Annotated in this window: 20 protein-coding genes; 11 read left to right on the top strand and 9 right to left on the bottom strand. The window is 74.4% G+C overall.

Features of this window, described 5'->3' with window-relative positions; translation table 11 throughout:
* Positions 1-52: 52 nt before the first annotated feature.
* The gene (locus O7619_RS24955) at positions 53-1,312 is read left to right on the top strand and encodes a M48 family metallopeptidase (protein WP_282283744.1); all 1,260 of its coding nucleotides are present in this window, start codon (positions 53-55) and stop codon (positions 1,310-1,312) included.
* Complete coding sequence (locus O7619_RS24950; protein ID WP_282283742.1) at positions 1,309-2,433, top strand: glycosyltransferase family 4 protein; 1,125 nt, start codon at positions 1,309-1,311, stop codon at positions 2,431-2,433. Before O7619_RS24955 ends, O7619_RS24950 begins: the two co-directional genes overlap by 4 nt.
* 178 nt (positions 2,434-2,611) lie before the next feature.
* Here the strand turns inward: O7619_RS24950 and O7619_RS24945 are convergent, their stop codons facing one another.
* Positions 2,612-4,738, bottom strand: a complete 2,127-nt coding sequence (locus tag O7619_RS24945; RefSeq protein WP_282283740.1) for an MMPL family transporter — start codon at positions 4,736-4,738, stop codon at positions 2,612-2,614.
* A 151-nt stretch (positions 4,739-4,889) separates the two neighbouring features.
* Between O7619_RS24945 and O7619_RS24940 the strand changes: the two genes are divergently transcribed.
* Complete coding sequence (locus O7619_RS24940) at positions 4,890-6,194, top strand: sensor histidine kinase (protein ID WP_282283739.1); 1,305 nt, start codon at positions 4,890-4,892, stop codon at positions 6,192-6,194.
* Complete coding sequence (locus O7619_RS24935) at positions 6,146-6,814, top strand: response regulator transcription factor (protein ID WP_282283738.1); 669 nt, start codon at positions 6,146-6,148, stop codon at positions 6,812-6,814. The genes O7619_RS24940 and O7619_RS24935 overlap by 49 nt, the downstream gene beginning before the upstream one ends.
* 120 nt (positions 6,815-6,934) lie before the next feature.
* On the opposite strand, the gene O7619_RS24930 is transcribed toward O7619_RS24935, so the two are convergent.
* The 5 genes from O7619_RS24930 to O7619_RS24910 all read right to left on the bottom strand — a co-directional run bounded on the left by O7619_RS24930 (position 6,935) and on the right by O7619_RS24910 (position 13,875).
* Positions 6,935-8,587 carry a bifunctional diguanylate cyclase/phosphodiesterase gene (locus O7619_RS24930; protein ID WP_282288937.1) on the bottom strand — a complete coding sequence of 551 codons (1,653 nt, stop codon included), beginning with the start codon at positions 8,585-8,587 and terminating at the stop codon, positions 6,935-6,937.
* 85 nt (positions 8,588-8,672) lie between these two features.
* Positions 8,673-9,485, bottom strand: coding sequence for an SAM-dependent methyltransferase (locus O7619_RS24925; protein ID WP_282283736.1), 813 nt, complete (start codon positions 9,483-9,485; stop codon positions 8,673-8,675).
* A gap of 196 nt (positions 9,486-9,681) precedes the next feature.
* Entirely contained in the window at positions 9,682-10,350 is a 669-nt protein-coding gene (locus tag O7619_RS24920; RefSeq protein ID WP_007072219.1) for a response regulator transcription factor, read from the bottom strand.
* 7 nt (positions 10,351-10,357) lie between these two features.
* On the bottom strand, positions 10,358-12,052 hold the full coding sequence (locus tag O7619_RS24915; protein WP_282283735.1) for a GAF domain-containing sensor histidine kinase: 1,695 nt from the start codon (positions 12,050-12,052) through the stop codon (positions 10,358-10,360).
* Between the two features lie 14 nt (positions 12,053-12,066).
* Positions 12,067-13,875: a long-chain fatty acid--CoA ligase gene (locus O7619_RS24910; protein ID WP_282283734.1), complete on the bottom strand. Its 1,809-nt coding sequence runs from the start codon at positions 13,873-13,875 to the stop codon at positions 12,067-12,069.
* A 95-nt stretch (positions 13,876-13,970) separates the two neighbouring features.
* Between O7619_RS24910 and O7619_RS24905 the strand changes: the two genes are divergently transcribed.
* The 6 genes from O7619_RS24905 (at position 13,971) to O7619_RS24880 (ending at position 19,402) form a co-directional block, all read left to right on the top strand.
* The gene (locus O7619_RS24905; RefSeq protein ID WP_282283733.1) at positions 13,971-14,426 is read left to right on the top strand and encodes an SRPBCC family protein; all 456 of its coding nucleotides are present in this window, start codon (positions 13,971-13,973) and stop codon (positions 14,424-14,426) included.
* A 42-nt stretch (positions 14,427-14,468) separates the two neighbouring features.
* Positions 14,469-15,041 carry a hypothetical protein gene (locus tag O7619_RS24900; RefSeq protein ID WP_282283732.1) on the top strand — a complete coding sequence of 191 codons (573 nt, stop codon included), beginning with the start codon at positions 14,469-14,471 and terminating at the stop codon, positions 15,039-15,041.
* Positions 15,042-15,114: 73 nt separating this feature from the next.
* Positions 15,115-16,062 (top strand): ROK family glucokinase, encoded by a 948-nt coding sequence (locus tag O7619_RS24895; protein ID WP_282283731.1) that lies wholly within the window; start codon positions 15,115-15,117, stop codon positions 16,060-16,062.
* A gap of 1 nt (position 16,063) precedes the next feature.
* The gene (locus tag O7619_RS24890; protein WP_282283729.1) at positions 16,064-16,765 is read left to right on the top strand and encodes an endonuclease/exonuclease/phosphatase family protein; all 702 of its coding nucleotides are present in this window, start codon (positions 16,064-16,066) and stop codon (positions 16,763-16,765) included.
* A gap of 436 nt (positions 16,766-17,201) precedes the next feature.
* A complete protein-coding gene (locus tag O7619_RS24885; protein WP_282283728.1) occupies positions 17,202-18,581 on the top strand; it encodes an NAD(P)-binding domain-containing protein in 1,380 nt (459 codons plus the stop codon).
* A complete protein-coding gene (locus tag O7619_RS24880) occupies positions 18,578-19,402 on the top strand; it encodes an alpha/beta fold hydrolase (RefSeq protein WP_282283726.1) in 825 nt (274 codons plus the stop codon). The genes O7619_RS24885 and O7619_RS24880 overlap by 4 nt, the downstream gene beginning before the upstream one ends.
* A 15-nt stretch (positions 19,403-19,417) precedes the next feature.
* On the opposite strand, the gene O7619_RS24875 is transcribed toward O7619_RS24880, so the two are convergent.
* From O7619_RS24875 to O7619_RS24865, 3 genes are all read right to left on the bottom strand, one after another.
* The gene (locus O7619_RS24875) at positions 19,418-20,836 is read right to left on the bottom strand and encodes a trehalose-6-phosphate synthase (RefSeq protein ID WP_282283725.1); all 1,419 of its coding nucleotides are present in this window, start codon (positions 20,834-20,836) and stop codon (positions 19,418-19,420) included.
* 163 nt (positions 20,837-20,999) lie between these two features.
* On the bottom strand, positions 21,000-21,833 hold the full coding sequence (locus O7619_RS24870; protein ID WP_282283723.1) for a DUF308 domain-containing protein: 834 nt from the start codon (positions 21,831-21,833) through the stop codon (positions 21,000-21,002).
* A 279-nt stretch (positions 21,834-22,112) separates the two neighbouring features.
* Positions 22,113-25,592: an adenylate/guanylate cyclase domain-containing protein gene (locus O7619_RS24865; protein WP_282288936.1), complete on the bottom strand. Its 3,480-nt coding sequence runs from the start codon at positions 25,590-25,592 to the stop codon at positions 22,113-22,115.
* Between the two features lie 185 nt (positions 25,593-25,777).
* Between O7619_RS24865 and O7619_RS24860 the strand changes: the two genes are divergently transcribed.
* Positions 25,778-25,981 (top strand): hypothetical protein, encoded by a 204-nt coding sequence (locus O7619_RS24860; protein WP_281587402.1) that lies wholly within the window; start codon positions 25,778-25,780, stop codon positions 25,979-25,981.
* Positions 25,982-25,984: the final 3 nt, after the last annotated feature.

Raw genomic sequence — 25,984 nt, 5'->3', positions numbered from 1 at the left:
AGCGGGAGGGGAGCGGCATGACGCGGACGGGTCGCGACGGCGGGGTGGGGCGGTGACCCCGCGTGGCTGGGCGCTGCTGACCCTGGCCGGGCTGGCGGTGGCGCTGGTCGTGGCCGTGGCGCTGCTGGTGCCGTGGAGCCGGCCGCCGGCGCCCCGCGCCGACCAGCTCGCCGCGCTTCGGGCGCTCCCCGTCGAGCAGGTGACCCGCGGCCGGGCGTTCCACGGCGCGCTGCGCCCCGCCGGCTGGTCGGCGCTCGTGCTCGGGCTGGTGGTGGCGCTGCTGCTCGGGCTCACCCCGCTGGGCGGGCGTCTGGTCGAGTTGGCCGGTCGGCCCTTCGGCGGGCACTGGGTCGCCCAGGCGGTGCTCGGCGGGCTGGGCGTCGTGTTCCTCGCCGACCTGCTCACGCTTCCGTTCTCGGCCTGGCGGCACACCGTGCTGGTGCGCTACGGGCTGAGCACCCAGGGCTGGGGCGGCTGGACCGTCGACCTGCTCAAGTCGTACGCGGTCAGCGCGGTCCTCGGCGCGCTCGTGCTGCTCGGCTTCTACTCGGTGGCCCGGCTCACCCCCCGCTGGTGGTGGGCGTTCGGCGCGGCCGGCGCCGCCGCCCTGGTGGTGGTCCTGTCGTTCGTGCTGCCGGTGCTGGTCGAGCCGGTGTTCAACAGGTTCACCCCGATGGAGCCCGGCCCGCTGCGCACGGAGCTGACCGCGATGGCCGCCCGGGACGGCGTCCCGGTCCGCGACGTGCTGGTCGCCGACGCGTCCCGGCGGACCCGGGCGGTGAACGCCTACGTCTCCGGGCTCGGGCCGACCCGGCGGGTGGTGGTCTACGACACCCTGCTGCGCGAGGCCGAGCCGGCGGAGGTGACGAGCGTGGTCGCGCACGAGCTGGGGCACGCCAAGGACCGGGACGTGTGGACCGCCACCCTGATCGGCGCGCTCGGCGCCGCCGCCGCCGTGGTGGCGCTCTACCTGGTCGGCTCCTGGACGCCGCTGCTGCGCCTGGCCGGCGTCGACTCGATCGCCCAACCGCGGGCGTTCCCGCTGTTGATCGTGCTGGTCACGGTCGCCGGCCTGCTCGCCACCCCGGTGCAGGCCCTGGTCTCCCGCCGGGTCGAGGCACGGGCCGACGCGCACGCGCTGGCGCTCACCGGCGACCCGGCGACCTTCGAGGCGATGCAGCGCCGGCTGGCCGGGGTGAACCTGGGCGACCCCGACCCGCCGCGCTGGGAACACCTGTGGTCGGCCACCCACCCGTCCACGGTGGAGCGGATGGCCGCCGCCCGCGCCTACGCCAGGGAGCACGGTCGATGAGCCGCACCTTGCTGGTCACCAACGACTTCCCGCCGCGCCCCGGTGGCATCCAGTCCTTCGTGCACAACCTCGCGGTGCGGCAGCCTCCCGGCTCGGTGGTGGTCTACGCGTCGAGCTGGCGGGGGGCGGAGAAGTTCGACGCCGACCAGCCGTTCGAGGTGGTCCGGGAACGCACCCGGGTGCTGCTGCCCACGCCGTTGGTGGCTCACCGGGCGGCCCGGCTGGCCCGGGCGTACGACTGCGACACGGTCTGGTTCGGCGCGGCAGCCCCGCTGGGGCTGCTGGCGCCGGGGCTGCGCCGGCGGGCCGGGATCCGACGGGCGGTGGCCCTCACCCACGGCCACGAGGTCGGGTGGGCCGCGCTGCCCGGGGCGCGGACGGCGCTGCGCCGGATCGGCCGGGGTGTCGACGTCACCACCTACCTCGGTGAGTACACCCGGGTCCGGCTGGCCCGCGTCCTGGACGGGTTGACCGAGCTGCGTCGGCTCGCGCCCGGCGTCGACGTGGAGACCTACCATCCCGACGTCGACGGCGAGGGGGTCCGGGCGCGTCTCGGGCTCACCGACCGGCCGGTGGTGGTGTGCGTGTCACGGCTGGTGCCGCGGAAGGGGCAGGACGCGCTGATCCGGGCGTTACCCCGGATCCGCCGGCGGGTGCCGGACGCCGCGCTGCTGGTGGTCGGCGGCGGACCCTACCGGGCGACGCTCGCGAAGCTGGCCCGGCAGGCCGGGGTGGAGCGGGACGTCGTGTTCACCGGTTCGGTGCCGACGGCCGAACTGCCCGCGCACTACGCGGCCGGCGACGTCTACGCGATGCCCTGCCGCACCCGCAACCGCGGCCTGGACGTGGAGGGCCTCGGCATCGTCTACCTGGAGGCGAGCGCGACCGGGCTGCCGGTGGTGGCGGGCGACTCCGGCGGTGCGCCGGACGCGGTCCGCGAGGGCGAGACCGGGTACGTCGTCCCCGGCCGGGACGTCGCCCAGCTCGCCGACCGGGTGTCGACCCTGCTCGCCGACCGGGACCTGGCCCGTCAGCTCGGCGCGGCCGGACGCGCCTGGGTCGAGCGGGAGTGGCGCTGGGAGACGCAGGCAGAGCGGATGGCCGCCCTGCTCGCCGGCTGACGACGCCGAACGCTCCACCCGCCGACGCCGTCCGCCGACGCCACCCGCCCGCGCCGTCCGCCGACGCCACCGCCCGCGCCCGGACGCGCCGTCCGCCCGCCCCCGAGCGCGCCCCTCCTCCCGAGGACGAGGTCGTGGCGCTCCGGGCGGACGGCGCTGGTGCACCGACAGCGACGTGTTAAGCGGGGGCCCTTTCTCTACCGGAGGCGTTAAGCGGGGCCCCCTCCTTACGCCCGGCCGGGCGGTGGGCGAGTCGGCCCGGCCACCAGGTGCGGGCGCCCAGGTCCAGGGTCAGCGCCGGGATCAGCAGGCTGCGCACCAGGAACGTGTCGAGCAGGATGCCGACCGCCACGATCACCCCCGTCTGCACCGACGGCACCAGCGGCAGCACCAGCAGGGCCCCGAAGGTGGCCGCCAGCACGACGCCGGCGCTGGTGATCACACCGCCGGTGACGGTCAGCGCCCGCAGCACCCCGGGCCGGTGCCCGATCAGCGCGGTCTCCTCCCGGGCCCGGGTCATCAGGAAGATCGTGTAGTCCACGCCGAGGGCGACCAGGAACAGGAACGCCTGCAGGGGAATCCCGACGAACAGGTGCGGGTGGCCCATCGCCCCGAGCAGCAGCCCGGCCGCGCCCATCGCCGCCGCGTACGTGAGGATCACGCTGGCCATCAGCAGCAGCGGCGCGACAAGCGCCCGGAGCAGGAGCACCAGGATCACCAGGACCACGGCGAGCACCAGCGGGATGATCATCCGGTTGTCCCGGTCCACCGTGCGTCGCTCGTCGAGCAGCATCGCGGTCCGCCCGCCGACGAGCGCCTCCGCACCGGGTACGGCGTGCACGGCATTCCGCAGCCGGGTCACCGTGTCCCGGGCCGCGGCGCTGTCCGGCGCGTCGGTGAGGACCGCGGTGACGCGTACCCAGCGACCGTCGGCGGACCGCTGCGGCTCGGTGACGTCGGAGACGCCCGGCACCGTGCCGGCGGCGGCCACCACCCGGTCCGCCGCGTCGGCGGCGGCCAGCACCTCGACCGGCGCGGCCGACCCGCCCGGGTAGTGGTCGGCGACCAGCCGCTGCCCGGTGACCGAGCCGACCTCGGTGGTGAAGGACTCGTCGTCGGGCAAGCCGAGGCTGAGGTTGCCGATGCCGAGCGTCAGCACGAGCAGGGCGGCAGTGGTGCCCACCCAGACCAGCCGTGGCCGGCGGCCGACCGGACCGGCGATCCGCCGCCACACCCCGTGGTCGGCGGCGCGGTCGTCGGCGTCCACGCCGGGGGCGTACCGGGGCACGAACGGCCAGAACAGCCACCGGCCGAGCAGCACCAGGAGCGCCGGCAGCAGCGTGGTCATCGCGAGCAGCGCGGCGACGATGCCGACCGCGCCGACCGGGCCCAGCCCGCGGGTCGCCGGCAGGTCCGCGGCGAGCAGGCAGAGCAGGCCGAGCGCGACCGTCGCCGCGGAGGCGCAGATCGCGCCGTACGAGCGGCGCAGCGCCGTCGCCATCGCGGCGTGCCGGTCGGCGTGTCGGCGCAGCTCCTCCCGGTAGCGGGCGATGAGCAGCAGGGCGTAGTCCACCCCGACACCGAAGACGAGCACGGTCAGGATGGTCTGACTCTGGAAGTCCACGGCCAGCCCGGCGTGCCGCGCCAACAGGTAGACGGTGGCGCCGGCGAGCTGGTTGGCGACGCCCACCGCGATCAGCGGCACCAGCCACAGCACCGGACTGCGGTAGGTGATCAGCAGGAGGAGGGCGACGGTGACGGCGGTGGCCAGCAACAACGTGCCGTCCATCCCCTCGAACGCGTCCCAGACATCGCTCTCGGCGGCTGCGTCGCCGGTCAGCGCCGTCCGCAGACCCGACGGCACGTCATCGGCCAGTCGCTCCTTCATGGCGCTGACCGCGTCGGCGCGCCGATCCTCGTCGAGGCTCACCGGGAGGGAGAAGAGAAGCGCCCGGCCGTCCACGCTCGGCACCGGCGGGGACACCACGCCCCCCTCGGCGTACCCGGCGAAGGCGGCCCGGTCGGCGTCGGCCCGGGCCCGGTCGGCGTCGGTGAGGCCGCCGTCGCGGACGTACACGGCGATGGCCAGTTGCCGTCGGGAGTCGGGGAACGCGGCCTCGACCCGCTGCGCCGCCCGACTGCTCTCGACGCCGGCCGGCAGCGCGCCGAGCGTCGAGTTGTCCTGTGCCTCGCCCAGCTTAACCGCGAGTGGGCCGGCGACCGAGAGCAGCACCAACCAGAGGACGAGAACGGCATACTTGCCACGGCGGCCGGCCGGTAGGCCGGCCGTACGGTGCGGGGACATCAGGGTTTCCTCTCGCTCGTCGCCCGGCACGGACCGCGGGGCTCCCTCGATCCTGCGAACCGGCGGGCCCGCGGTCAGGGGTGCCGACCCGCCTCCTCGGGTGGTGCCAGCACCACCGGAAACCGGGCGGCCGTGCCGGAGAATGACGTTCGTGGACGCTTCGGCACGTGTACGGCTCCGGGTCTGGTTGCGGCCCGGCGTGATCACCGTCGTCCAGGGGCTGCTGATCGCGCTGCTGTCGCTCGGCACGCACGTGGCGCTGTTCGTGCTGTCCGTGGTCGCGCTGGGCCTGATCCCGGTCTTCGGTGTCGGTTTCGCGCTCTTCCCGGTGGTCACCGCCGGGGTCCGGCTCTGCACCGGGCTGCACCGCCGGCTGGCCCGCTGGGGCGGCGTGGAGTTGGCCACGCCCTACCTCCCGGCGCCGGACGACGCGCGGTTCGGCACCTGGCGCCGGTTCCGCTGGGTGGTGTCCGACCCGGCGACCTGGCGGGACCTGGCCTGGCTGCTTCCGGGCACGATCACCGGCGCGGTCTGCCTGGTCGCGTTCGCCCTGCCGGCGTACGGCCTGGAAGGGCTGGTCGGGTTGCCGATGGTGCTGCACACCGCCGGCCTCTGGTACGGCTACGGCCCGTTCTGGCCGATCGACAACACCCTCCAGGCCCTGCTCTGCTTCCCGACCGGCGCGCTGCTGCTGATCGCCGGCGTGGCCGCCGGGCGTTGGCTGGTCTGGTTGCACGTACGGTTCGCGGGCCTCTTCCTGCCGCCGACCCGCGGCGCCGAGTTGGCGCTGCGGGTGCGGCAGCTCACCGTCACCCGGGCCGAGGCGGTGGACGCGCAGGCCGCCGAGCTGCGCCGGATCGAACGGGACCTGCACGACGGCGCGCAGGCCCGGCTGGTCGCGTTGAGCATGAGCATCGGCATGGCCGAGCAGTTGGTGGGCGACGACCCGGCGGCGGTCCGCCGGTTGCTCGCCGAGGCCCGGGAGACAAGTGGCCAGGCCCTCGCCGAGCTGCGCGGCCTGGTCCGCGGCATCCACCCGCCGGTGCTCGCCGAACGCGGCCTTCCGGGCGCGGTACGGGCACTGGCGCTCGCCGTGCCACTGCCGGTGGAGGTCACCGTCGACCTGCCGGGCCGGCCGGCGGCCCCGGTCGAGTCGGCGGCATACTTCGCGGTCGCCGAGGCGCTGGCGAACGTGGGCAAGCACAGCGGGGCGACCCGGGCGTGGGTGGAGCTGCGGTACACCGCCGGGCGGCTGACCATGGTGGTCGGCGACGACGGCCGGGGCGGGGCGACGCCGGCGGCGGGCGGGGGGTTGGCCGGTACGGGCCGCCGCCTGGCCGCGTTCGATGGCACGATGACGGTGACCAGTCCGACAGGCGGGCCCACCGTCATCAGCATGGAGCTGCCGTGCGAGTTGTCATCGCCGAGGATCTCGCCCTCCTCCGGGACGGGCTGACCCGGATCCTGGAGGCGTTCGGCTGCCGGGTGGTGGCGGCCGTCGACAACGGACCGTCGGTGCTGCCCGCGTTGACCACGCACCGGCCGGACGTCGCGGTGATCGACGTACGACTGCCGCCGACGTTCACCGACGAGGGGTTGCAGGCGGCCGTGCGGGCCCGCGTCGAGCTGCCCGGGCTGCCGGTGCTCGTGCTGTCCCAGCACGTCGAGCAGCTCTACGCGCGGGAGCTGCTCGCCGACCGGCGTGGCGGGGTCGGCTACCTGCTCAAGGACCGGGTGTCGCACGTGGATCAGTTCGTCGACGCGGTGCGCCGGGTCGCGGCCGGCGGCACGGTGATGGACCCGGAGGTGGTCGCCCAACTGCTGGCCCGCCGGGCCGGCGCCGAGCCGCTCGGTGAGCTGACCGCGCGCGAGCGGGAGGTGCTCGGGCTGATGGCCGAGGGCCGGTCGAACGCGGCCATCGCCGCCCGGCTCTTCGTCACCGCGAAGGCCGTCGACAAGCACATCAACAACATCTTCAGCAAGTTGCGGATGCCGCCGTCCGGCGACGACAACCGGCGGGTGCTGGCCGTGCTGGCCTACCTGGACGGTGCCGACACCCGCCGCCCAGCCGGCTGACGACACCGCCCGCCGCCCGGTGCGCGCTGCGCGGTGTGCGGTGTGCGGTGTGCGGTGTGCGGTGTGCGGTGTTAAGCGGGGGCCCCTCCTCTACCGGAGGCGTTAAAAGGGGGCCCCTCCTTACCCCCGGGGGGCGGGGCCGGGGCGGCCGAAGTGCCAGCCCTGGCCGGCGTCGCAGCCGATGGCGCGCAGCCGGTCCGCCTGGTCGGCCGTCTCCACCCCCTCGGCGGTGACGGTGAGGTCGAGGGCGTGCGCCAGCGAGACAAGCGAGGCGAGGATCCGCTCGTCGGTGACCCCTCCGGGGTCACCGGCCGGTGCCCGCAGCCCGGTGACGAACTCACCGGCCACCTTGAGTTCGTTCACCGGCAGGTCCCGCAGATAGGCGAGGTTGCAGTAACCGGTGCCGAAGTCGTCGATGGCCACCCGGACGCCGAGATCACCGAGCACCCGCAGGGCCCGGACCGGCTCGACCACGGTGCTCATCATGGTGCTCTCGGTGATCTCCAGTTGCAGCCGTTCCGGGGGCAGGCCGGTGCGGCCGAGCACGCCCTGCACCTCGGGCACGAGGTCGGGCCGGTGGAGTTGGCGCACGGCCAGGTTGACGCTCACGAACGGGGCGTCCGCGCCCGCGGCCGACCAGGTGCCCGCCTCGCGGCACGCCTCGGCCAGCACCCAGCTTCCCAGCCGGACGATCAGGCCGGTCTCCTCCGCCAGCGGGATGAAGCTGTCCGGCCGGAGGATCCCCAGCTCCGGGTGACGCCAGCGCACCAGCGCCTCCATGCCGAGGACCCGGCCGTCACGCAACGAGGTCAGCGGCTGGTAGTCCAGGTAGAACTCGCCCCGGTCGAGCGCGGCGGGGATCGCCGCGGACAGCGCGTACCGGGCCAGCTCGCGGCGGTTGCGGTCGGCGTCGAACAGCTCCCAGCGGGCCCCACCGGCGGCCTTGGCCCAGTGCAGCGTGCTGTCCGCGGCGCGCATCAGCTCCATCGGCGAGGTGCCGGCCACCGGTCGCTCCACGATGCCGACGCTCGCCGACACGGTCAGCTCGTGCCCGTCGACGAGCGCCGGCTCACGGATCGCGTCCAGCGCCGCCTCGGCGACCTTCACCGCGTCGTCGGTGCCGGCGGTGCGCTCCACCAGGATCACGAACTCGTCGCCGCCGAGGCGGGCCACCAGGTGCCCGCCGAGCGCCCCGCGCAACCGGTGCGCCACCGTGACCAGCAGCGAGTCGCCGACCTGGTGGCCGAGGGAGTCGTTCACCACTTTGAACCGGTCCAGGTCGAGGAAGCAGACCCCGACCCGGTCGGCGCCCCGGCCGGGCATCGCGATGGCGGCGGTCAACCGCTCGGTGAACAGGGTGCGGTTCGGCAGGTCGGTCAGTGGGTCGTGGGTGGCCTGGTGCCGGAACCGGGCCTCGCTGTCCCGCAGCGCCCGTTCCGCCTGCGCCCGGGCCATCATCGCGGCCCGCCGGATGGACTCCTGCTCGTCGAGCGTGCGGTCGCGCAGCGCCCGGGCGTACCCGGTGGCGACGGTGGCGAGCAACCGGGCCATCCGGTCGTCGGCGTCGTCGACGTCCAGGTCGAGGTCGCGGACCAGCCGGAGCTGGATCACCTCGACGGTGCGGCCGAGCCCCTCGGCGGAGGCGATGTGCGACTGCACCAGCTCCGCGCCCACCTGCTGGCCGATCCGCAGGTCGAACGGGTCGGCGCGCATCGCCTCCGCCAGCCGTTCGGTGAGCCGTTGCAGCACCTCCTCCAGTTGGGCCTGGGTCATCGGCAGGTAGCTGGTCCCGGAGACCGCCTTGGCCCAGGCCCGGGCGAACACGCCGGGACGTCGCCCGGCGGCCCCTGCCACGTCCTCAGCCACCGAGCCGCCCGACCCCGCCCATGAACACCGCCCGCTCGGCGTTCTCCGCCTGGTCGGGGGCGTCCGGTCGCCACTGCGGCACCCACACCACACCCGGGTCGACCAACTCGAAACCGGCGAAGAGCGCGGTCAGCTCGGTTCGGCCCCGGATGAACAGTTGGCTGTCGGTGCGCCGGTAGACCCGTTCCGCCTCGGCCCGCTCGCCGGTGCCGGCCCGGCCGTCGTCGCTGGCCTGGGAGAGCACCAGGTGGCTGCCGGGTACCAGCGCCCCGCGCAGCGTGCGCAGGATCTCCTCCGGGCGGTCGGAGTCGGGGATGAAGTGCAGCACCGCCACGATCAGCACCGCGACCGGCTGGGAGAAATCGAGCAGCCGGGTGACGTCCGGGTGGCCCAGGATCGCGGCGGGGCGGCGCAGGTCCTCCCGCACCACGACGGCCCGCTCGTTGCCGGCCAGGATCTCCTGGCTGTGTGCCACCGCCACCGGGTCCACGTCGACGTAGACCACCCGGGACTCCGGGTCGACCCGTTGGGCGATCTCGTGCACGTTGCCCACGGTCGGGATGCCGGAGCCGATGTCCAGGAACTGGCGCACCCCGGCGTCGAGCAGGTGGTGCACGGCCCGGCGCAGGAAGGCGCGGTTGGCCTGGGCCATCAGCGGGGCCTCGGGCACCGCCTCCACCATCGCCCGGGCGGCGGCCCGGTCGGCCGCGAAGTTGTGCGAGCCGCCCAGGTAGTAGTCGTACATGCGGGCCACGCTCGGGCGCTCGATGTCGATCGTCTCCGGTGCCCAGTCCGGCCGCTGCATGTCCCTGCCCCTTGGGTGTCGGCGACGTGCGGCGTCACCGCCGCGCGGATCACCGGGTATTCTGCCCGCCCACCGTCGCGGTGCAAAGACCACAGTCGCTCCGCGTCCGGCCGCTCACCGTACGCGGTCGCCCCGCCCCGACACGCCGCAGGGGCCCGCGTCCGGCGTACGGACGGGGCCCCTGCGGCGACGGGCGTCAGAACTTCGGCGCGTCCGGGGCCTCCAACAGCCCCAGCCGCAGCGCGGTCATCAGCGCCTGGGCCCGGTTGGCGGCACCCAGCTTCTCGTAGAGCTTGGAGATGTGGGTCTTGGCGGTCGACTCGCTGACGAAGAGCTGCTTGGCGATGCCGGCCACGCTCATGCCGTCGGCGAGCAGCCGCAGCACCTGGCCCTCCCGGGGGGAGAGCTGCGGGCCGGACGGCGCCAGCCGGCGCTTCATCGCCTCGGCCAGGTCGGCCGCGGTGAACGCGCTGGGGGAGGAGGCGGCGTGCCGGGCGGCGGCCACCACCTCGTCGGCCGGGGCGGTCTTCGGCACGAACGCGCTCGCGCCCGCCTCCAGGGCGCCGAAGAGTTGGTCGTCACCGGCATACATGGTGAGCACGACGATGCCCATCGACGCGCTGGACTTGCGCAGCGCGCGGGTGGCCTCCAGGCCGCTGCCGTCGGGCAGGCGCAGGTCCATGATCACCACGTCCGGCTGGAGCGCGCCGGCCTGACGCACGCCTTCCGCGGCCGTGGCGGCCTCGCCCACGACCTCGAACTGCCGGTCCCGCTCGAAGGCGTGCCGCAGACCCTTGCGGATGAGGTCGTGATCGTCGACAAGGAGGACCTTGGTACGGGTGGCCGGTGTCGGGCTAGTGGTCATCCTCGGGTTACTCCCCTTCTGCTGCTGCGGCGCTGCCGCGCACCTTATCGCGCCGGGGCGACGAACCGAGTAGCACCGCCACGGTTGTGCCGCTGGGTTGCCGCGGCCTGATCTCCAACCGGCCTCGGATACGTTCCGCCCTCTCCGCCATGATCGCAAGACCATAGTGCCCCTCGGGCCGCTGGTCACCGATGCCGTGACCGTCATCCGACACTTCGATCCTGGCGTACGGGGGATCAACCTCACACGTGACCCAGAGGTTCGAGGCGCCGGCATGCTTGCGCGCGTTCGTCACGGCCTCCTGCGCGATGCGCAGCAACTCGGCCTCGGTGGCGGCCGGCAGCCGGGCGGTCGACTCGTCCAGGGAGAGGTTCACCCGCAGGCCGCCGGAGGCGCCGACGGTGCGGGCGTACTCGGCGATGGCGGCGGCCAGGCCGCCGTGCCGGTCCACCTCGCTGCGCAGCTCGAACAGGCTGAGCCGCAGCTCCTGAATCACCCGGGTGACCTCCTGCCGCAGCGTGCGCAGCGAGTCGGCGGTCTCCTCGGCGTCGTCGTGCACGGTGGCCAGGGCGTTGTCGATGCCGTAGCCGACCATGACCAGCTCCTGGGCGACCCCGTCGTGGATCTCCCGGGCCAGCCGCTGCCGCTCCTCGTTGGTGGCGAGCGAGCGCACCTCGTCGAAGAGCAGGGCGGCCTCCAGCCGCAGCGCGGCCGGGCCGGTCAGCGCCGTCACCCGGGACACCACGGGCGGCGGGTACGCGGCGCCGGCGTCCGCCTCGACGACGACCAGCCCGACCGTGCGCACGCCGGCGACGAGCGGCACGATCAGGGCGGACACCTCGCCGGAGTGCCGGGACCGGGCCTGCGAGCGGGCCGAGACGGTCGGCTGCTGGCTGGCCCAGGCGTCGGCGATGGCCGAGTCGGCGTCGAGCGTGGTCTCCCAGTCGACCCGGTCCGCGCCGATCTGCGCGAGCACCACCAGCCGGCCGCCGCCGCTGGCGGAGAGCACCGCGCCGCGGTCGGTCTTCGCCACCATCCGCAGCTCCTCCAGCAGGTGCTCGGAGATGCCCCCCGGGTCCAGCGTGGCGCCGGGCAGTTGGCGGGCGACCGTGCGCAACTGGGTCAGCAGGCGGGTCGCCTCGGCGTACGGCTGGGGCTTGCTCTCGCCGCGGACCCGCATCACCCGCTGGAGCGTGCCGGCGGTGTAGAGGCCGAGGGCGGCGAGGATCAGCCACTGGGCGCAGACCGCGAGGTAGCCGACCTGGCCGAGCTGCGGCTCGCCACCAACCTCGGTGAACGCGGCGCTCGCGAGCAGCGTCGCCGCGGCCACCACGAGCAGCGCGGCGCCCTCGCGGAACCGGCGGCGCAGCGCGGTCACGGTGACCGGCACCGCGAGGTAGGGCAGCACGGCGGAGGCGCCCCGCCCGTCGGTGACGCCGGCGAGCTGGGCGGCGGCGGCGACCTGGCTGGCCGCCAGCCCGAGCACCACCACCTCGGCGAAGCGGCTGATCGGGGCCAGCAGCCGGTGCTGCGGGGCCAGCACGCCGGGCAGCCCGGCGACGCCGAGCAGGGCGATCCACCAGAGTTGGGCGGGTTCGCGGGTGGCGAACAGGGTCAGGGCGGCGACAAGCGCGAGGAGAACCGCGCGGGCGACAGCCGCGAGGATCTGCGTCTGCGGCTGTCCGGATGTGGAGGCGGGCACCTGACGGATGGTAGTCAGCGCCGGTAGATCTCCGCGATCTCCGTGGCGTACGTCTTGTGCACGACCTGCCGTTTGACCTTGAGCGACGGGGTCAGCTCGCCGGTCGCCTCGGTGAAGTCCTGCGGCAGGACCCGGAACACCTTGATCGCCTCGGCCTTGGAGACGGTCTGGTTGGCCTGGTCGATCGCGGTCTGGATCTCGGCCCGCAGCGCCTCGTCGTCGCGCAGGTCGGCGGCGGTGACGGTCTCCGGGTGCCCGCGCCCGGCCAGCCACTTCGGCAGTGCCTCCTCGTCGATGGTGACGAGCGCCGCGATGAACGGCTGGCGGTCGCCGACCACCACGCACTGGCTGACCAGCGGGTGCGCCCGCACCTGGTCCTCCAGCACCGCCGGGGCGACGTTCTTGCCGCCCGCGGTCACGATGATCTCCTTCTTGCGGCCGGTGATGCTGAGGTAGCCGTCCTCGTCGAGCTGGCCCAGGTCGCCGGTGCGGAACCAGCCGTCGGTGGTGAGCGCCTCGGCGGTGGCCGTCTCGTTGTGCCAGTAGCCCTGGAAGACGATGTCGCCGGAGATCAGGATCTCGCCGTCGTCCTCGATCCGGACGGTGACGCCGGGCAGCGGGCGGCCGACCGTGCCGATCCGGGTGCCGGTGGGCAGGTTGGCGGCGGCGGCCGGCGCGGTCTCGGTGAGGCCGTACCCCTCGCAGATGGTCACCCCGACGCCGCGGAAGAAGTGCCCGAGCCGGGCGCCGAGCGGCGCGCCGCCGGAGATGGCGTCGCGGCACCGGCCGCCGAGCGCCGCGCGCAGCTTGCCGTAGACCAGCCGGTCGAAGAGGGCGTGCTGGGCGCGCAACGCCAGCCCCGGCCCGCCGGGAAGCTCCTGGGCCTCGCTCCAGGCGATGGCGACCTTCTCCGCCCGGTCGAAGATCGAGCCCTTGCCGTCGGCCTCGGCCTTCTGCCGGGCGCCGTTGTAGACCTTCTCGAAGACCCGGGGTACGGAGAGCACGAACGTCGGTTTGAACTCCTGGAGCTCACCGACCAGGTTGCTGGTGTCCGCGCAGTGCGCCATGGTGGCCCGGGCCTGCACCACGCCGACCTGGATGAGCCGGGCGAACGCGTGCGCCAGCGGCAGGAAGAGCAGGGTGGAGGCGCCCTCCCGGAACAGGTTCGGCAGCACCGGCACCGCGTTGGCGATGTCGGCGTAGATGTTGCGGTGGGTCAGCACGCAGCCCTTGGGGCGGCCGGTGGTGCCACTGGTGTAGATGATCGTGGCGATGTCGTCGGCCTTGAGCATCGAGCGGCGTACCTCGATCTCGGCCGGGTCCACCGACTCGCCGGCGGCGACCAGCCGGGTCACCGCGTCCAGCTCGATCTGCCAGACCTCGCGCAGCTCGGGCAGCCGGTCCCGGACGCCGGCGACCAGGGTCGCGTGCGCGGTGCTCTCCACCACCACGGCCACGGCGCCGGAGTCGCCGAGGATCCAGGCGGCCTGCTCGGCGCTCGACGTCTCGTAGATCGGCACGGTGACCGCGCCGACGGCCCAGATCGCGTAGTCGAGCAGGGTCCACTCGTAGCGGGTGCGGCTCATCAGGCCGACCCGGTCGCCGGGGGAGACACCGGCCGCGACCAGGCCCCGCGCCACCGCGACCACCTCGTCCCGGAACTGCCGGCAGGTCACGTCGGTGCGGGACGGCGCTCCGGCGTCGCCGCCGACCCGGACGAACTGCACGCTGTCCGGGGCGACCTCGGCGTTGTCCCAGACCGGATCGGTCAGGTTTGCCGCGTCGCCGACGGTGACGATCGGCGGGACGGAGAACTCGCGCACCTGCACTCCCTCGTGCTCGCGCCGGCGGGCCGGCGTGGTCGGCTCAGTCGAAACCTACCCGCCCGCGCCGGTGGGCGGCCGGGTAGCCTCCCCCCATGGCGGACTCCTCCACCCAGTCGATCATCATCGGCGCGTCACCGGACCGGGTGGCGGCGGTCATCTGTGACTTCCCCCGCTACCCGGAGTGGACCGAGGCGGTGCGCGCGGTCGAGGTGGTCGAGGAGTACGAGGACGGCTACGCCAGCCAGGTCCGGTTCACGCTCGACGCGGGCGTGCTGGCCGACGAGTACGTGCTGGCCTACGAGTACGCCGAGGACATCTCCCGGATCGAGTGGCACCTGGTCGCGCCGTCGCGGATGCAGCGCTCCCAGCGCGGGTCGTACGACCTGGTGGGCAACCCGGACGGGACGACCACGGTGACCTACACGCTCGAGGTGGAGCTGTCGGTGGGGATGCTCGGCATGTTCCGCCGCAAGGCCGAGAAAATGATCATGGATGCGGCGTTGAAGCAGCTCAAGCGGCGGGTAGAAACACCCGGTGCGGCAGACTGATTTCGTTCGCCGTCCCGGTCGTCACGCTTGAGGAGCCGCGCCATGGGCACCACCGATCCGGGCTCGGCCCGGGAAGAGGCCGAGCGCCTCGTCGTCAGTCTGCTGGCCGCCGCGCGGCTGGCCACCACCCCGTCCGGCGCCGGCGGCCCGCTCGGTGGGATCCTCGCGGGTGTCCTCGGTCACACGGCCGGCGGCAATGCGTCCGGCGGAACCACCGGTTTCGCCACCGGGTCGCCGGAATGCTGCGTCTGCCCGGTCTGCCGCGGGATCGCCGCGTTGCGTGACCCGAGTCCGGAGTTCGCCGAGCGGCTCGCCACCGGCGCCGGTGACCTCGCCGCCGGCGTGGCCAGCGTGCTGCGGGCGTTCGCACCGACCGAACGGACCGAGACGCCTGCCGGTCCCGGTGGTCCCGCGCCGACCGGGTCGGGTGACCACGTGTGGCGCGAGGCGACCCGTACCGGGCATGATTCTCAGCCGGCGCCCGAGCAGGACGTATGGTCCGCCGCCACTCGGGACGAGCCGGCGGCGAGCCGGCCGCCGGCCGGTCGTCCCGTGGTGCCCGCCTCGCGGGCGTCCGGGGAGGCGGGCGCGGACGCACCAGGCGACGGGGCCTGACCACCGGACATCCCGGGTACGCACGGCCGGTTCGGCCGGTGCCGGGGCAGCACAGCAGAGGGGAGTGGCAGCGGTGACGCTGACCATCGGAGTCGACGTCGGTGGCACGAAGGTGGCCGGCGGTGTCGTGGACGACACCGGCGCGGTACTCGTGCAGACGCGACGGGACACCCCCGCCGACGATGTGGCCAAGACCCGCGACGTGATCATCGAGGTGGTCACCGAGCTGTCCACCGGCCGTACCGTCGAGGCCGTCGGCATCGGCGCGGCCGGCTGGATCGACGCGGCCCGCTCCACCGTCCTCTTCGCCCCGAACCTGGCCTGGCGGGACGAGCCGCTGCGCTCCTACGTCAGCAACGCCACCGGCCTGCCGGTGATCGTGGAGAACGACGGGAACGTGGCGGCCTGGGCGGAGTTCCGCTACGGCGCGGCCCGGGACGCCGACGACTCGATGGTCATGTTCACCATCGGCACCGGGGTCGGCGGTGGCATCGTGCTCGGCGGCGAGCTGGTCCGCGGCGCCAACGGCATCGCGGCCGAGCTGGGGCACATGCTCACCGTGCCGGACGGCCACCAGTGCGGCTGCGGCCGGCTGGGCTGCATCGAGCAGTACGCCAGCGGCAGCGCGCTGGTCCGCTTCGCCCGGGCCGCCGCCCGGCAGGAGCCGCACCGGGCCACCGCGTTGCTGGAGCTGGCCGACGGTGAGGCCGAGGCGATCACCGGCCCGATGGTGACCGCCGCGGCCAAGGGCGGCGACCCGATCTCCACCGAGGCGTTCGCCCAGGTCGGCCGCTGGCTCGGCACCAGCCTCGCCGACATGGCGCAGATCCTCGACCCGCAGGTGCTCGTGGTCGGCGGCGGTGTGATCGATGCCGGTGACCTGCTGCTCGGCCCGACCCGGCGCTCGTTCACCGAGGCGCTGGCCCAGCGCAGCCGCCTGCCGGTGGCGGAGGTGCGCCCGGCCGAACTGGGCAACACCGCGGGCGTGATCGGCGCCGCCGACCTGGCCCGGCGGATCTGACGTGGCGGGTCCGGGAGTGCCGCTGCGGGTGCTGTCGTACAACGTGCACAGCCAGCGCGACGACACCGCCGCGCTGGCCGAGGTGGTCCGGCAGGCCGCGCCGGACGTGGTGATCGTCCAGGAGGGACCGCGCCGGTTCCGGTGGCGGCAGAAGTGCGCCACGCTCGCCGACTCGTTCGGCCTGGTGTTCGCCGCCGGCGGCCTGCCGTCGCTGGGCAACGTGCTGTTGACCAGCCTGCGCGTCCGGGTCACCGACACCCGGTGCGAGCGTTACCCGCTGACCCCGGGCCGGCATCTGCGCGGGGCCGCGTACGCGCGGTGCCGGGTGGGCGGCGTCGACTTCCTGCTGGCCGGCTCGCACCTGTCCACCGACCCGGCGGAGCGGCCCACCCAGGCGGCGGCGTTCAAGCGGGCGCTTGCCGCGTCCCCGCTGCCGGTGGTGGCCGGCGCGGACCTCAACGAGGGACCGGACGGGCCGGCCTGGCGGACTGTGGCCGAGGGGCTGACCGACACCGCGGTCGCCGCCGACCGGGCCGACCGGCACACGTTCTCCTGCGCCGACCCGCGACGCCGCATCGACGCGCTCTTCGTCGACCCGCGGATCGACGTGGTCGACTACGACGTGGTCGACACGCCGACGACCCGCCGGGCCAGCGACCACTTCCCGGTCCTGGTCGACCTGCTGCTGCCCGCCGCCGACTGAACCCAGCGCCGGCCGGCACGCGCCGGATGCGGCCCGTGCGGCGCGGGGCGGTGCGGCGCGGTGGGTCGGTCCAGGTGGTCACGCACCGTGAAGTGTCGGTGGGTGGGTAAGGGCGCCCGCCGGCGCCTTTGCTCTGCAGCCCCATACGCATCAGCTACCCACGGTCATCGCGGGGGTGAGGCGTGATCCACGGGTCCTCCGGGATCGCCCAGTTCACGGCCGCGCTGCGTCCGTGGCTGCAGAGCAAAGGCGGGACAGGGGCCGTGCGGCGGCCCGGCCCTGTCCTCACTCTGGGTGAATCGGGAGGCGGTAACCGAGCGTGAAGGTCCTCCCCGGGCGGGCCGGGTCGACACTCGGGCGGCTGGACAACGGCGGGCATTGTCGGCAGGATTTCGCACCGACCCGGCGCGCGCGTGCCGTACGAAGGAGAATCGCGGTGTCCTCCCCCACCGACCCCACCGACCTCGGTCGCCCCGATCCGGTCTCCGACCGGGGCGACACGGTCTGCGTCATCGGCGCCGGCGCCAGCGGGCTGACCGCGGTGAAGAACCTTCGCGAGGCCGGGTTCGGCGTGGACTGCTACGAGCGGGAGACAGGCGTCGGCGGGGCGTGGAACTGGCGGCACGACCGCAGCCCGGTGTACGCCAGCACGCACCTCATCTCGTCCCGGCCGTTCACCCAGTTCCCGGACTTCCCGATGCCCGACGACTGGCCGGACTACCCGCACCACAGCCAGTTGCTGTCCTACTTCGAGCGCTACGCCGACCACTTCGACCTGCGGCAGCACGTCTGGTTCGGCACCGAGGTGGTCCGGGTCGAGCCGGTCGAGGGGGACCGGTGGGACGTGACCACCCGCAGCACCGGCGGCTACGGCCCCGAGCGCACCTCCCGGTACGCCGCCGTGGTGCTGGCGAACGGCCACAACTGGTCGCCCAAGCTACCCCGGTACGAGGGGCTGGCGGAGTTCCGCGGCGAGGTCATGCACGCCTCGTCCTACAAGGATCCGGCCCAGCTACGTGGCAAGCGGGTGCTCGTGGTCGGCGCCGGCAACACCGGCTGCGACATCGCGGTCGAGGCCGCCCAGCAGGCGTCGCACTGCTGGCACTCCACCCGACGCGGCTACTGGTACGCCCCGAAGTTCGTCCTCGGCCGCCCGGCCGACCAGGTCAACGACACGCTGCTGGCGCTGCGGGTGCCGCTGCGGGTGCGGCAGTGGCTCTATCACGTGACGTTGCGGCTGACCGTCGGCGACCTGACCCGGTTCGGCCTGCCGAAGCCCGACCACCGGGTCTACGAGACGCACCCGATCGCCAACAGTCAACTCGTCTACTACGTCGGGCACGGGGAGATCACCCCGGTGCCCGACGTGGCCCGGTTCGACGACCGCACGGTCGAGCTGACCGACGGCCGGCGGATCGACCCGGAGCTGGTGGTGTTCGCCACCGGCTACCTGCCGCGCTTCGAGTTCATGCAGGGCCGGGTGCTCGGCGACGAGGACGGCTCCGGGCGGCCCCGGCTGTGGCTGAACGCCTTCACCGCCGGTCACCCCACGCTGGCCGTGGTCGGTCTGGTGCAGCCGGACTCCGGCATCTTCGCGATCTCGCACTGGCAGAGCGCGCTCTTCGCCCGGCTGCTCACGCTGCGCGCCACCCGCCCGGACCGGGTCGCCGCGTTCGACCGCCGGGTCCGCGCCGGCCTCGGCGAGCGGTACTCGGCGAAGGTCAAGGACAGCACCCGGCACTGGTTCGAGGTCGGGCACGCCGACTACCTGCGCGCGCTGCAACGGGCCTGGTACGAGCTGGAGGCGAGCAAATGAGCGGCGGGCGGGTGCGGGTGGTCCGGGCCTGGGAGTGGGCCCGGCCGGAGCGGCCGGTGCGCCGCGAGGTGCTGGCCGCGGTGCCCGAGCAGGAGGAGGCGAAACCGCCGCTGCTGTTCGTGCCCGGCTTCGGGCACGGCGCGTGGGCGTTCGCCGAACACTGGCTCGGCCACGCCGCCGGGCGCGGCTTCCCGGCGTACGCGCTGAGCCTGCGCGGGCACGGCGGCAGCGAGCCGGCGCCGGAGGCGACGCTGCGCGCGTACACCCATGATGTGACCCAGGTGGCGGCGAGCCTGCCGCGGCAGGCGGTGCTGGTGGGGCACGGCGCCGGTGCCCGGGTGGTGGCGCACGCGCTGGCCCGCTATCCGGCGCGGGCCGCGGTGCTCGTCGCGCCGGTGCTCGGTGGCTGGTCGACGGTCGGCGCGGCGCTGCGCCGCAACCCGGTCGGCACGCTGCCGGCGGTCTTCGGGGCCGGCCTGCGGCTGAACCGGCGTCAGTTGTTCAGCCGGGAACTGTCCGACGCCGACGCCCGCCGGCACCTGGCCCGGGTGGGCCGGGCCGGCCGCCGGGCGCAGTGGCAGTTGCTCACCGGCCGGTCGCCGGAGCCGGCGGTGGGCCGGCCGCCGGTGCTGGTGCTCGGCAGCCCCGACGACCGGGTGCTGCCGGCGACCGCGTTGACCCGGGCGGCCCGCCGCTATGCCTCGGCCCCGCTGCTCTTCCCCGGCATGGGTCACGACCTGATGCTCGACGCCCGCTGGCGGGAACCGATCGACGCGATCCTGGACTGGCTGGACAAGGACCCGGCGCCCACCCTCGGGTGAGCGCCGGGCGGTGGCTCAGCGGGCGACGGCGCGGCGGCCGACGAGCGACCCGCTCTCCTCGAGCGCGCTCAGGTAGGACGCCGCCCAGGAGTGGATGTCGTTGTGGGCCAGGTGCTCCCGCATCGCGCGCATCCGGGCTGACACGTCCTCCGGCCCGGCCCGCAGCGCGGCGAGCAGCCCCTGCTTGAGCCCGTCCAGGTCGTGCGGGTTGACCAGGAAGGCATGCTCCATCTCGGCCGCCGCGCCGGCGAACTCGCTGAGCAGCAACGCCCCGGTGCCGTCGACCCGGGCGGCCACGTATTCCTTGGCCACCAGGTTCATCCCGTCGCGCAGCGGGGTCACCGCCATCACGTCGGCGACCCGGTAGAGCGCCACCAGCTCGGCCCGGTCGAAGGGCTGGGTGAGGTAGTGGATCGCGGGTTCGCCGACCCGGCCGAACTCGCCGTTGATCCGGCCCACCTGGTGCTCCACCCGGTCGCGCAGGATCTGGTATTGCGCCACCCGGTCCCGGCTGGGCACCGCCACCTGCACCAGCACGGTGTCCCGCACCTTGACGTCGCCGCTCGCCAACAGCTCGCGGTATGCCTTCAACCGCTGCTCGATGCCCTTGGTGTAGTCCATCCGGTCGACGCTGAGGATCACCTTCTCGGGTCGGCCGAGGTCCTGCCGCAGCCGGTTGGCCCGCTCGGCGACCTCGGGCCGGGTGGCGAGCGCGGCCATCTCGGCGGTGTCGATGGCGACCGGGAAGGCGCCGATGCGCACCACCCGGTCGTCGACCCCGATCCGCCGGTCGGTCGCGGACAGGCCGAGCACCTTGGTGGCGAGCTGGGCGAAGTTGTGCGCCGCCTGAGCCCGCTGAAAGCCGATCAGGTCGGCGCCGAGCATCCCGCGCAGCAGCTCGGACCGGCGGGGAAGCTGCATGAACAGCTCCGGCGGCGGGAACGGCACGTGCAGGAAGAAGCCGATCCGCAGGTCGGGGCGGAGCGCGCGGAGCTGGCCCGGCACCAGTTGGAGGTGGTAGTCCTGCACCCAGACCAGCCCGCCCGGCTCGGCCGCCTCGGCGGCGGCCTCGGCGAAGCGCTGATTGACCCGCTGGTACGCCTCCCACCAGCGGCGATGATATTCGGGCTGCTCGACGGCGTCGTGGTAGAGCGGCCAGAGGGTGGCGTTGGCGAAGCCCTCGTAGTGGTCGCGGAAGTCCTCCGCGCTGAGCGCCACGGTGCGCATCCGGACCCCGTCCACGTCGGGCAGGTCGGGTGCCGGGCCGGTGCCGCCGGCCCAGCCCACCCACGTGGCGGGCGTGTGCCGCAGCAGGGGGTGCAGGGCGCTCACCAGCCCGCCGGGGCTGCGGCGCCACTCGAAGGCGCCGTCCGGCGCCACACTGTCGTCGATGGGGAGGCGGTTGGCCACCACCACCAGGGGGCTCTGTCGCATCTCGGGCAATCCGCTCAGCAGGGGTGCCGGCGACCGGAGCGGGAGCGCGAACCGGACAGCCGGTGCGGGACGGTGACGTTCAGCGGTATTCCTACTGACCGTAAGTTACACCCCTGTTACCCGATCGGCTCGGGCGAGCGGCGTCCCGCAATCCGGGCACCGCTCAGACGACGGCGCCGTCGTCCGGATCCTGGTCGTCCCGGTCGCCCGGGCGCAGCCGCCAGATGAGCATCACGAACCCGGCGAGGATGCCGGTGAAGCCGAGCAGGGTCACCACCGACGGGTCGACGAGCGACATCACGGTGGGGGAGAGGAACAGCAGGAAGCCGAGGACGATGGAGAGCACGCCCAGCACCGCGTATTTCGAGAATCGCGGCAGCGGGGGCGGTGGGGGCGGGGTGTAGTGCTCCTCCGCGTCGTCCGGCAGGCCGGCGCCGAACGTGTCCAGGCCGTCCAGCAGGGACGGCTCGTCGTGCCGGTCACGGCTCACCGAGATGCCCGAGACGTCCGCCGCGTAGGGCAGCCGGCGCACGTCGGTGGCGGTCGGACCGGCGGGTTCCTCGGCGCGGCCGGCGGGGGCGCCACCCGGCGCGGCCGGGTCGTCGACGTCCTCGGCGGCCGGCCAGGGGTGGCTGCCGGCGGTGGGCGTGGTGTGGAAGCCGGCCACGATCCTGGCCCACTCGGCCTCGATGTCGGGCTCGTCGGCGCGGGCCGGCTCGCCGCCCCCCTCGTCGGCGAGCTGGGTGAGGTAGTCCCGGGCGGTCCTCAGGTGCGACCGGTCGACGTAGAGCCGGTCGACCGGTCGGGCCGGGACCGTGGTGGTGCGGGTGACCGGATTGAGGTCGGCGGAGGGCTGGAGGTAGGCGGCGATGCCACCGGCGGCGAGCACGTCGAGCAGGTGCTCACCGACGCGCGGATCGACGTCGCCCGCGACCGCGTACTCGGCCGCGTCGAGCCCGTTGTCCCGCCGTCCCCGGCGGGGCCCGCCCCCTGACACCGGACACCCCCTTCACCACGGCCTGACGTCGTGTTCTGAATCCTGACACGCCGGGACCCGGTTCCGGGAGTGCGTTGTGGCGCGGCGTACGGGTTCGTGCCCACTTCCCGGCCGATTCGGCGGGTCCCCACCCCACCTGGGCGGACCCGGTGCGGTAAGGATCGCCGGGGGACATCACCCGTGCCCCGCCGCCACGGTCGGCTCTCCGCCCGCGAAAAGTCACCTTCACCGCGAAAGCCGAATACCTGACCGGCGGGGGTCGTAACGGATCCGGACCGCTCAGCCGGCCGCCGCGATGCGGAGCAGGCCGACGGCGGCGTGCCGCTCCGCGAAGGCGCGTACCCGGGCCAGCGTCGCCGCCGCGGCCGGCGGGTCCGCCTCGGTCAGCGGTCGCACCGCCAGGGTGGACGCGAGGAGATGGTCCGTGACGTCGCTCATGTCCGCGTAGTCCTGCGCCGCGGTGGTGAACAACCGGCCCGCCCGGGCGGCGTCGCCGTCGCGGTACGCCAGTGCCGCGTCGGCCGACCTACCGGCCGCCCGCGCCCAGCGGGTCGCCCGCGGGGCCCGGGCCAGCAGGTCGCGCACCAGGACCGCCGCGTCGCCGCCGAGCAGACCGGCGACGTGACCGACCGCCGGCACCCACTCGGCGAACGGGATCATCCGGGTCCGCCGCCAGTCCTCGTCCAGCTCGGCGAGCAGCGCGAGCGCCTCGTCCCGGCGACCCTGCACCGCGCGGCAGAGCGCGGCGTGCGCCACGGTGGACCGCAGCACCCGGTGGAAGCCGCTGTGCCGGGCCGCGACAAGCGCCTGGTCCACCAGGTCCGGCGCGTCGTCGGCGGCCGGGGTGTCGCCGGCCGGGGTGTCGCCGAGCGCCCGGATCCAGCCGGAGATCGCCACGACGTGCAGGTCCCACTGGTCGGTCGGGCGCCGGGTCGACCCCTCGGCCATCCGCAGCGCCGCGGTCCAGTCCCCGCTGTAGTAGGACCGGGTCCACTGGTCGCTGAAACTCACCGTGAGGCCGTGCAGGCCGGCCAGGTCCAGGGACCGCTGCTCGTCGACCAGCCGGGCCGAGCCGGCCAGGTCGCCCTCCTCCTGCAACGCCCAGGCCAGGTTGTGCACGGCCCGACGGCGGCTGGTCAGCCGCTCCACCCGGCACTCCTCGGTGACCTCGGCCAGCTCGGCGTACGCCTCCTCGGCGCCCGCCTGGTAGCGGGCCACCGCCAGGGTGATCCGGGCGTTCGCCCGCGCCTCCCGCAACTCCAGCCGTTCGGCCAGCTCGGCGGCGCTGCTCGCGGCGACACAGGCCGGCTCGGTCTCCGCGTCGAACATGTGCGCCCGGGCCAGCTCCAGCAGCGCGCCGACCTTGTCCTCGCTGTCCGGCAGCTCCGCGTGCAGCCGGATCGCCCGGTCCAGGCATCGCAACGTCTCCGACCGGTCGGCCCGGGCCCACGCCGCCGTGGCCAGCAGCCGCCACGCCTTCGCCGCGCCGGGCAGGTCGCCGGCGTCGGCCAGCCGGCCGGCCAGGTCGGTGAGTCGTGCCGTGCCGCCGTCGACGAGGAACCCGTCGCGGTCCCGATAGAACGCCAGCTCGGCCTGGAACAGCTCCAGCGCCGGGTCCGGCCCGCAGTCGACGCTCAGCGCGCGCCCGACAAGCGTGGCCGCGGTCTCCAGCGCGTGCAGCTCGTACGCCCGGCGGGCGGCCCGGTGCAGCGCCGACCGGGTGGCGGCGGCGTGCGGGGCCTGGTCGAGCCCCACCGTGCGGGCGATCTCGTGCGCCGCCCACCTGTGGTTGGCCAGGACCTCGGCCAGGTCGTGCTGCCGGCCGTCGGCGAGCTGCTCCAACCAGTCGGCGGCGCCCTGGTGGCGGGCCACCCGCTCCGCCCGCGGCAACCGCTGATAGCAGACGTCCCGGACCAGCACGTGCCGGAACCGGTATTCGGACTGACCGGGCATGGTCGAGCTGGGCAGCTCGAAGACCAGGTCGCGCCGCTGGAGGCGGTGCAGCGCCCGCTCCACCCACTCCACCGGCCGGCCCAGGGCCAGCGCCACCGGCGCCGCCCAGAACTGCACGCCGACCACGGAGGCGGCCTGGAGCACCGTGCGGTCGGCCGGGTCGAGCAGGTCCAGCCGGTTGGCGATGACCGCCTGGACGGTGCGGGGCATGCCGGCCCCGCCCGTCGGGTCGAGCAGCGCCACGCTCGCCGTGCGCTCGGCCAGGCCGCCGTCGAGCAGCATCCGGGCGTACTCCTGGGCGTAGAGCGGGTTGCCGTCGGCGAACTCGATGAGCGGCGCGCGGGCCTCGCTGGGCAGCGTGGCCTGACCGAGCAGCAGCGAATAGAGGGTGTCGATGTCCCCGTCGTGCATCGGCGGCACCGAGATGGACATCGCACCGCTGATCGTGCCGGTCCAGGCCGGGTGCCGCTCGCGCAGCTCCGGCCGGGCGGTCGCGACGACGAGCAGCGGCACGTTGCGGGCCGCCGCGCCGAGCTGCTCGACGAAGGAGAGCATCGCCTCGTCCGCCCAGTGCATGTCCTCGAAGACGAGCACGGTGGGGCCGGTCGCGGCCAGCGCGAGCAGGAAGCGCCGCCACGCCGCCTCGGTCTCGGCCGAGGTGAGTCGCTCGCCGGGGACGCCGACCAGAGGGCCCAGCGCCTCGGCCAGCCGGACCGCGTGCGGGTCGGCGAGCCGGCCCAGCCGGTCGCGCAGCCGCTCCCGGGTGGCGGCCGGGTCGTCGGCGCCGGCCAGCCCCGCCCAGCCCCGCACGATGTCGGCCAGGGCGGCGTAGGTGACGTTCTCGCCGAACGGCGGGCACTGACCGGTCAGCCAGGCGACCCGCGCGCCGGGCAGGTTGGCCGCGTGCCGGGCCAGCTCGCGCAGCAGCCGGCTCTTGCCCACCCCGGCCGGACCGAAGACGGTCAGGAGCTGGGAGGTGCGCTCGGTGACGGTGCGGTGCAGCGCGCTCACCAGCAGACCGCGCTCGTGGTCCCGGTTGACCATCGGGGTCAGCTCGGGGCCCTGCCGGTCGCGCCGGGGCCGGGCCCGGACGGCCAGCCAGATCCGGCTCACCGCCGACCGGCCACGCAACGTGACCGGCGGCCGGTCGGCGTACTCCATCTCGCGCCGGGTGGCTGCCCAGGTGCTCTCGTCGACCACCACGCCACCCACCGGGGCCAGCGACTGCAACCGGCTCGCGGTGTTGACCACGTCGCCGGTGACGAAGGCCTGGCCGCCGTCGCGCGCCGCGGCCAGGTCGACAAGCGCCTCGCCGGTGGCGATGCCCACCCGGAAGCCGAGCGGCGGGTGCGGCCCGGCCGGCTGCCGGGCCAGGCTCCGTTGCAGCTCCAACCCGGCGCGTACGCAGCGCAGCGCGTCGTTGTCGGTGGCCACCGGCGCGCCGAACAACGCCATCACCGCGTCGCCGATGTATTTCTCCACCACGCCGCCGTACTGGTGCACCAGCCGGCGCACCGTGGCGAAGTATGCCTGTTGCAGGCCGCGGGCCTGCTCCGGGTCGGCCCGTTCGGCGTACGTGGTGAAGTCGGCGATGTCGATGAAGAGCACGCTCACCTGCCGGCGGTCCTCCTGCACCGCGACCGCGTGGTCGCGCAGCGGCTGGCCGCAGTTGGTGCAGAAGTTGGCGCCGGCGTCGTTGGCGTGGCCGCAGCCCGGGCAGGCCGCCGCGAGCGGCCGGCCGCACCCGCCGCAGAAGCGGTCGTCCGGCCCGGCGGTCCGGGAGCAGTGTCCACAGGTGAGGTCGATGTCCGGCTCCGTACGCGTGAGGTACCCAGTGTGCCGCGCCGCCGCCCCAGTCGGGTACCCGACGGGTCGACGGGACGATGCGGCTGTTCGGCCGGGTCTAGTCTCCTCTAGCAGGAAGTCCCGTCGACAGGGAGAGCGCCGTGCACGTCCGGCTTTCCGCCCCATGGATCGATCCACGAGGGACGGTGTGGGCCTCGGGCGACACGGTCGACGTGGACGCCGTCACACTCGCCGAACTGGAGGAAAAAGGCATGGTGGAGCAGCCCGCAGGCAGCGGATCGACCGAGACCACGACCACCACGACCACCACGACACCGTCGAAGAAGACCGACCCGTCGAAGATCGGCCCCGGCCCGAGCGCGCCGCCGGCCGACAGCAAGGACAAGTGACGC

It is taken from the genome of Micromonospora sp. WMMD998 (assembly GCF_029581235.1).
GTDB lineage: Bacteria > Actinomycetota > Actinomycetes > Mycobacteriales > Micromonosporaceae > Micromonospora.
The sequence above is the reverse complement of the archived record's forward strand: the minus strand, read 5'-3'. Positions and strand labels throughout refer to the sequence as shown.

Bases quoted from the DNA above. Each gene is read 5' to 3' on its own strand.
- O7619_RS24875 (WP_282283725.1), bottom strand. From the start codon at position 20,836: ATGCGACAGAGCCCCCTGGTGGTGGTGGCCAACCGCCTCCCCATCGAC.
- O7619_RS24880 (WP_282283726.1), top strand. From the start codon at position 18,578: ATGAGCGGCGGGCGGGTGCGGGTGGTCCGGGCCTGGGAGTGGGCCCGG.
- O7619_RS24930 (WP_282288937.1), bottom strand. From the start codon at position 8,587: ATGACCCAGGCCCAACTGGAGGAGGTGCTGCAACGGCTCACCGAACGG.
- O7619_RS24920 (WP_007072219.1), bottom strand. From the start codon at position 10,350: ATGACCACTAGCCCGACACCGGCCACCCGTACCAAGGTCCTCCTTGTC.
- O7619_RS24905 (WP_282283733.1), top strand. From the start codon at position 13,971: ATGGCGGACTCCTCCACCCAGTCGATCATCATCGGCGCGTCACCGGAC.
- O7619_RS24945 (WP_282283740.1), bottom strand. From the start codon at position 4,738: ATGTCCCCGCACCGTACGGCCGGCCTACCGGCCGGCCGCCGTGGCAAG.
- O7619_RS24950 (WP_282283742.1), top strand. From the start codon at position 1,309: ATGAGCCGCACCTTGCTGGTCACCAACGACTTCCCGCCGCGCCCCGGT.
- O7619_RS24925 (WP_282283736.1), bottom strand. From the start codon at position 9,485: ATGCAGCGGCCGGACTGGGCACCGGAGACGATCGACATCGAGCGCCCG.
- O7619_RS24900 (WP_282283732.1), top strand. From the start codon at position 14,469: ATGGGCACCACCGATCCGGGCTCGGCCCGGGAAGAGGCCGAGCGCCTC.